4 protein-coding genes are annotated in these 3111 nt (G+C 69.0%); 2 read left to right on the top strand and 2 right to left on the bottom strand.

Features of this window, described 5'->3' with window-relative positions:
* Positions 1-45: 45 nt before the first annotated feature.
* Together AC31A1_RS49215 and AC31A1_RS49210 are read left to right on the top strand one after the other, a co-directional pair.
* On the top strand, positions 46-837 hold the full coding sequence (locus AC31A1_RS49215) for a S1 family peptidase (protein ID WP_489659562.1): 792 nt from the start codon (positions 46-48) through the stop codon (positions 835-837).
* A 161-nt stretch (positions 838-998) separates the two neighbouring features.
* A complete protein-coding gene (locus AC31A1_RS49210; RefSeq protein ID WP_489659560.1) occupies positions 999-1646 on the top strand; it encodes a LysE family translocator in 648 nt (215 codons plus the stop codon).
* A gap of 28 nt (positions 1647-1674) precedes the next feature.
* Here AC31A1_RS49210 and AC31A1_RS49205 read toward each other — a convergent pair whose 3' ends face one another.
* Complete coding sequence (locus AC31A1_RS49205) at positions 1675-2775, bottom strand: winged helix DNA-binding domain-containing protein (RefSeq protein WP_489659561.1); 1101 nt, start codon at positions 2773-2775, stop codon at positions 1675-1677.
* Positions 2776-2914: 139 nt separating this feature from the next.
* Positions 2915-3111: hypothetical protein (locus AC31A1_RS49200; RefSeq protein WP_489659559.1), on the bottom strand; the 197-nt coding region annotated here is incomplete at its 5' end.

Below are 3111 nucleotides of genomic sequence, written 5' to 3'. Positions count from 1 at the left end.
CCCCACACCCGCGCGACCCCCACCGGCAACCCAATGAGGAGACTCATGTTCGGGCTCAACCGCGCCAAGAGAACCACCGCAGTCGTCGCAGCAGCAGCCGCTGCCGCAGCGACCGCACTGCTCAGCGCCCCCACCGCTGTGGCAGCCCCCCAGCCCATCGTCGGCGGTTCCACGACCACGACGACGACGTACCCGTTCGTCATGCAGATCACGGACGCCTCGCAGAACCAGTTCTGCGGCGGCACGCTCGTCTCCGCGACCAAGGTGGTCACCGCCGCCCACTGTATGGTCGGCGAGACCACCAGCAGCGTCCGCGTGGTCGGCGGCCGCACGTACCTCAACGGTACGAACGGCACTGTCAGCAAGGTCAGCAAGATCTGGATCAACCCCAGCTACACGGACGCCACGAACGGCGACGACGTGGCCGTCCTGACGCTGTCGACGTCGATGCCGTACACCACGGCGAAGTACGTCGCCTCCACGGACACCTCGGTGTACGCGGCCGGCACCACGGCCCGCATCCTCGGCTGGGGCACCACCTCGGAGAACGGCAGCTCCTCCAACCAGCTGCGGACCGCGACCGTCCCGATCGTGTCCGACTCCAGCTGCAGGAGCTCCTACGGTTCGGACTTCATCGCGTCCGACATGGTTTGCGCCGGATACACATCCGGCGGCGTAGACACCTGCCAGGGCGACAGCGGCGGTCCCCTGCTCATCGGGGGCGTCCTGGCAGGGATCACTTCTTGGGGCGAGGGCTGTGCCGAGGCGGGTTACCCGGGTGTCTACTCCCGGCTGACCGCGTTCTCCAGCCTGGTGACCACGCAGGTCAACTCGTAACCCGGAAGAACTCCTGAGCACCTCTCAGGGAAATACCAGGGTGCGTTGCGGGCTTCCACGAGCAGCCCGCAACGCACCCTATCCATGTGCGAGCCACCGACCGGACTCTGGAACGAACCCCCTCCCGCCTGTTTCAATGAGCGCCGGATGGGAGTGATCGCATGGTGTCCACGGGCCGTTTCCTCGCCTTCGCCGCGATGTCGCTGCTGGTGATCGTGATCCCGGGACCCAGCGTCCTGTTCGTCATCGGCCGCGCCCTCGCCCACGGCCGCCGCACGGCGGTGGCGACGGCGATCGGCAATGTCTTCGGCTCGTACCTGCTGGTGACGGCGGTGGCGTTCGGCATCGGCTCGCTGGTGGAGCGGTCGGTCACGATCTACCTGACGGTGAAGTTGGCGGGCGCGGCCTACCTCGTCTACCTGGGCGTCCAAGCGTTCCGCCACCGCAAGGACCTGAACGCGTCCGCGATGCGAACAACTCCTGGGCAGGAGCCCCGAGGCGATCTCCGCACGGTCCTCGACGGAGCCCTGGTCGGCGTCACCAATCCCAAGGGCGTGGTGTTCTTCGCCGCCGTACTCCCCCAGTTCGTCAACCACTCCGCGGGCCACGTCCCCCTCCAGATGCTCCTGCTCGGCCTGATCCCCATCTCCATCGGCCTGGTCACGGACACCCTGTGGGGCCTGACGGCTTCGGCGGCCCGCACCTGGTTCGCCGGCTCCGACCGCCGCCTCTCCCTGATCGGCGGCGCGGGCGGCTTCACGATGATCGGCCTGGGCGTGACGGTCGCGGTGACGGGCCGCGCGGACTGAACCTTCAGGGGTCTCCGGTCTTGGGGTTCTACGGCTGTACGACCGCCCCGAACCGGATGTCGTACGACGTCCCCTTGTGCAGCGTGTCGAGCATCCGCGCCCCCTCGGCGACGACTTCACCCCGCTGGGCCTTGGTCAGCTTGCCGAAGGGCTCGATGACGAGGTGGCCGTTCCCGTTGTCGATTTTCCAGACCCCGGCGAGGAACCCGTCGACGAGGAACGTGCGATGGGCGACGTTGCCCCACCAGGCACGGCCCCAGTACTCGGGCGGTACGACCCGGGTGCGGTCGGCGTGGGAGAGGAGCAGGTTGTCGAACTCGGGCAGGAAGCGCGGCGGGGCCGAGGTGTCCGCGTCGGGACGGGGCGCGTCCGGAAGATCGAAGAGTTCGACGCCGTTCGGATCGTAGAAGGTGACGAGCTGCGGACGCAGTCGCTCGAAGGCCTCGCGCAGCCGCGTCAGACCCGCCCAGGTCTGCATGTCCTTGACAGAGGCCGGCCCGAAGGCGGCGAGATAGCGCAGGACGGTCGCGTCGGGGGTGGGCGCGGGTTCGGCCGACCTCCCGAGCCAGTGCTCGGCGGTGGTCAGGGCCACCTGTCCGCTACGGCCCCACAGCCCGCGCGGGGTGACCTGGACGAGCGGGAGCTTGCAGCGGGCGGCGATCCCGAGAGCCTGCGGATCGGCGTCGGGCCACTCGACGAGGAGCGCCTCGCGCAATTCCTTCATGGTGCGCGGCTCGGCCTCGACGAGTTCACGGGCGAGTACGGCGAGCCGGTCCAGGTCGACACCGACGAGCCCCTTGCGGAAACTGCCGAGCTCGCGATCGCGGGCGGCCTGCACGAGCGGGCGGAGGGTGAGGCAGTCGGCGGCGGTGTGGGTGTGGATGGTGGAGCGCATGGTGACGATCCGGACGACCTCGCGCTCGGCCATCAGCCCGGACAGTTCCTCGGGCGTGAATCCGTCGAGGCGGGCGGCGAGGGCGTAGTACGGCGGCTTGACGTTCTGGGCCTGGAGGCCGAGGAGATGCTCGATCGCGGCGCGGGCGGAGAGCGGGGAGCGGCGGAGGAGGAGTTGCCGGTGGAGGGTGGCGCGGTTGAGGGAGCGGGTGTCGAGTACGGGGGCCTTCGTCATGGTCGCTGCCTTGGTCGTCTTCGCTGCCGTGGCCGCCACAGTCGTTTGGGCCGCTTGGGTCGCTTGGGTCGCCTTGATCGCCTTGGTCGTCACGCTCCGCACGCTAACGATGATTGCGGACACCTCCCGTCCGCAACTCTCACCGAACCCGAACCCGGACCCTGATCTCACGCCCAGGTCGTTTGCCCCGTATATCCTGCTCGTGCTCCGTGATCACGCAGACGTAGGCCCGATCGAGAGGCACCGCGATGCCCCAGCGACGCGCCCGCCCCACCTCGAAGAACGGCAGTAACGGCAGGCCCGGCAGGACGTCCGGCTGGCGCCGCACACCGGCCC

The organism is Streptomyces sp. P5F9 (assembly GCF_057961495.1).
The sequence above is the reverse complement of the archived record's forward strand: the minus strand, read 5'-3'. Positions and strand labels throughout refer to the sequence as shown.